Raw genomic sequence first — 3,987 nt, forward strand, 5'->3', positions numbered from 1 at the left:
GGGGGGGGGGGGATTTTCTGCTTGAAGCACGATCGCCTAGGCAGTTGTAAGCATAGATTGCATGAAAATTAAGCACACCTAGAATCTAGGCAGATTCTAGCGCACTCATAAGACAACCAAAACTGCCCCCAGAAGCATGGAAGCAAAAGCCAGCAAACTTACTGCTTAAGATTAAGCAGTGTGTTTAGAATCTGATCTGAAGTGGTAACAGCTTTGGAGTTTGCTTGGAATCCACGCTGCACGACGATAAGCTGGGTGAGTGAGCGGCTTAAATCCACATTACTCATCTCAAGCTTAGAGCCAGAGACGCCACCACGCCGCCCCGTGTTTGCCGCGCCAATCATCGCTTGCCCAGAGTTCCCCGTTGATGAAAAGACATTGCCGCCTTCTGCTTGAAGCCCTGTGTTGTTGGCAAAGTTTGCTAGGGCTACTTGGGCTAGGGCTAGCGTGCGTCCGTTGCTAAATGAGCCTAGTAATGATCCCACCGAGTCAAAGCGTATATCCACCAAATCCCCAGCCCCATAGCCATCTTGCTCAATGGCATAGGTTTCAGACTGCTTATCCACGCTTGTAAGCCCGCCAAAGCCCCCTGTGGAGCCAAAGGATAGGCTTAGTCGCTGCGGCGCGATCGAGCCATTTTTGGGGTCAAACTGCAAAATAGGGGGGTTCATACCTGCTAGACTGCCATCGCTATTAAAGCGCAGCCGCCCACCTTCAAAGATATTTGGACGCGTAGCAGAAGCCCCATAGATGACAGAAGGCTCTGGCACAATTGCCCTAAAGCTCCACTCCGCCGAGCCTGTTTTGACAAACTCAAAGCGGATTGTGTGCTTCGAGCCTAGCGAGTCAAAGAGCTCGATGGTTGTCGTGTGTGTGGCGTGGCTTAGGCGCGTGGTGGATACAGAAGCCCCGCCCTCTAGCAGTGAAGCCGTGTTTAGCCCGCGCATCGTGTTTCTAAAAAGCACATTGGTAGAGACTTGATCTGATCCATACGAGGCGACAAAAATCGACATATTTTGGACTTCTTCATCGCCATTATCTTGGTTTAGCATCTCAAACATACCAAATTTATTGATAGTAACTGCCACAGAAGCGGTGGAGTCGTTATACTCCTTATCTGGGTCTTTAATCATATTGGCATCATATTGCAAGAGTCGGCGCAGCTCTTCTGTCGTCCTAAACTGCCCTGTGGAAGAGTCTGGGGACTCGGATTTGGTATAGCGATAGCGGAAAGAAGTGATGTCTGCATCGCCCTCGACGAAGTTTTCAAACGCGCCGGTGCCGCCTTTGGTGATGATGATGTTTTTGGTCTTTTCATCGCCGTCCATTTCATTGCGATTGACAAGTTTTAAGAGCTTGCCCTCCATATAGGCTTCAATCCCTGTTTTATCACGCACGCCGTTAATCGCATTTTGCGCGGCTACAAGCGTAGAGATCCCACTCATCGCAGAGTCATTAGAGAAAGACACTTTCGCACCATTGATAGTAATAGAGCTGTTTTCTTTGGTGGGGACTACGCTATTTATCATTTGCGCGTTTTTGTAGCTCACCCATATCCCTTGATTTTCTGTAAGCCCAAAGGCATCGCCATCTTGGTTGAAAAGCGCGCCCATATCTTCTTGCATTTGTGTGAGATTCCCAGCGGAGTCATAGAGCGGATTTACCCCATCAGCAGGTGTTTTGGTCGTAGAATCTAGTGCGTAGATATTGGCATTTTGGTCAGAGTGGCGTCCGGCGTTGAGATTGGCACGGAGTTTGATATTAGTCGAAGATCGCGCAGGCATTACCATATTTGGATCGATTTGGATATTGCGGATAGGTCCCGTGCTATCGATGTGGTAGAACTCCTGCTCGCTCATTTTTGAGGCATTTTTCAAGTCATCTTTGAGCCAGCCTTGCACGACATAGCCGCCTGTTGTTACAAGATTGCCATCTGCATCAAAGAGAAAGCTCCCATCGCGCGTGTAATTAAGCGTAACTCCTTTATCCGGGGAGATGACAAAAAAGCCTTCCCCCTCAATTGCCATATCAGTTTTGACATCGGTATTTTGCGTGCTACCTTGGGAGAAAACCTTTGTCGTGGCATTGACGCCAACCCCTAGCCCCACAGAGAAGTCATTCTGCCCTCCAAGCCCTGTTTTGTAGGGGGCGGTGGCGATGAGCTTTGTTTGAGAAAGCATATCGACAAATGATGCGCGAGAGTATTTGAACCCCACCGTATTGACATTGGCAATGTTATTGCTCTCAATATCTAGCGCGATTTGATGCGCCTGCATACCGCTTACACCTGACCATAGTGATCGTAGCATTGTCGTCCTTTGTGGTGAATTTGCCAAATGGTAAAGCAATAACTATGCCAAAGTGAAAAGCAAGCGACAAGGCAAAATCTGTTTAGGAAATGGCAGGACAGATTGGAGTATATATCCTTATATTTTGGGTAAAATGCGCAAAACACCACACAAGGAGCCAACCATGATACAAAATCCAACCATCGCCAAATACTCGGAGATGATCGAACACGAGCGAGCGTTTGTGCTAGAGATGTTACAAAAACACAAGCCTAAGAAAATCTGTGAAATAGGCATTGCTGCAGGAGCAAATAGCGTGCTAATCTTGGACTATCTAAATCGCAATAATCTTTTGGATTCTACTTCGCTACATGCCATTGATTACAATACAACCTACTACCGCGATAATGTCAAGCAAACGGGGGGGGGGAAGCCAACGCCTCGTAAAAGCGGGTTTCTCGTTCAAGAACTAGTCCCAGAGCTTGCTTCATACTATCATCTTCACACAGGCGGTCTAAGCGCAAACCACCTAGACAGGGTTGGAGACAAAATCGATTTATGTATCATTGACACCGTCCATGCCGCACCAGGCGAGGCACTAGACTTTCTTATGGTGCTGCCTTATCTTGCACCAAATGCTGCGATTATCATTCATGACCTTGCTTATCATTGCCTTGCAGACAAGCACCATAGTATCTGTGCGCTGCTATTTCACACGCTTGTCGGGGATAAAACAATCCCACCACAATATGCTCCATACGAGAATCTCTTCCAAAATATCGGCTCTTGTATCCTAAGCCCCAACCAAAGCACACATGTTGATTTGTATTTTCGGCTTTTACATTTGCCTTGGGTGTATATGCCTAATGCAGAAGACTTGGCAGTATTTAAGGGACATATCACAAAGCATTATAGTAGAGAGTATTTACTTGCTTTTGAACATATCCTTGCTCTGCAAAAAACATGGCAACTTTCTACGCCAAGAAGAGCAGCAAGAAAAGTCAAAAGGATATGCAAAAAAATGCTCGATAAAATCACAGCACACTAGGGCTCTGGCTAATTCTAAGATTCTCGCGCCAGAGTCTGCTATAATCCCAGAATTATTCCTAGCTTATTAAAGGATTCCAATGCTAAACAAAAAGATTCTCATAACTGGCGGGGCTGGGTTTTTAGGCTCACATTTATGCGAGAGACTGCTTGATCGCGGCGATGAAGTGCTATGTGTGGATAATCTATTCACCGGCACAAAGCAAAATATTCTCCACCTTTTATCAAATCCTAGATTTGAGTTTATGCGACACGATGTAACTTTCCCGCTGTATGTGGAGGTTGATGAGATTTATAACCTTGCTTGTCCAGCAAGCCCGGTGCATTATCAGTTTGACCCTGTGCAAACGACGAAAACTTCTGTAATGGGGGCGATCAATATGCTAGGACTTGCTAAACGCGTGAAAGCAAAGATTCTACAAGCTTCCACAAGCGAAGTCTATGGCGATCCTGAAATCCACCCACAAGTAGAATCTTATAAAGGTTCAGTCAATCCCATAGGCATAAGGGCGTGTTATGATGAGGGCAAAAGGTGTGCGGAGACGCTATTTTTTGACTATCAAAGGCAGCATAATTTAAACATTAAAGTAATGCGGATTTTTAATACCTATGGTCCTAGAATGCACCCAAATGATGGGCGAGTGGTGAGTAA

3 protein-coding genes are annotated in these 3,987 nt (G+C 46.3%); 2 read left to right on the top strand and 1 reads right to left on the bottom strand.

Going from position 1 to position 3,987, the window contains the following annotated elements; genetic code table 11:
- Window positions 1–158: 158 nt before the first annotated feature.
- Window positions 159–2,309 carry a flagellar hook protein FlgE gene (flgE, locus tag Q0171_RS02115; RefSeq protein ID WP_299326173.1) on the bottom strand — a complete coding sequence of 717 codons (2,151 nt, stop codon included), beginning with the start codon at window positions 2,307–2,309 and terminating at the stop codon, window positions 159–161.
- Window positions 2,310–2,472: 163 nt separating this feature from the next.
- Between flgE and Q0171_RS02120 the strand changes: the two genes are divergently transcribed.
- A complete protein-coding gene (locus Q0171_RS02120) occupies window positions 2,473–3,336 on the top strand; it encodes a class I SAM-dependent methyltransferase (protein WP_299326176.1) in 864 nt (287 codons plus the stop codon).
- 79 nt (window positions 3,337–3,415) lie between these two features.
- Window positions 3,416–3,987 (top strand): GDP-mannose 4,6-dehydratase (locus Q0171_RS02125; protein WP_299326179.1); only part of this gene is annotated, 572 nt, incomplete at its 3' end.

The sequence above is a fragment of the uncultured Helicobacter sp. genome (assembly GCF_937906905.1).
GTDB lineage: Bacteria > Campylobacterota > Campylobacteria > Campylobacterales > Helicobacteraceae > Helicobacter_B.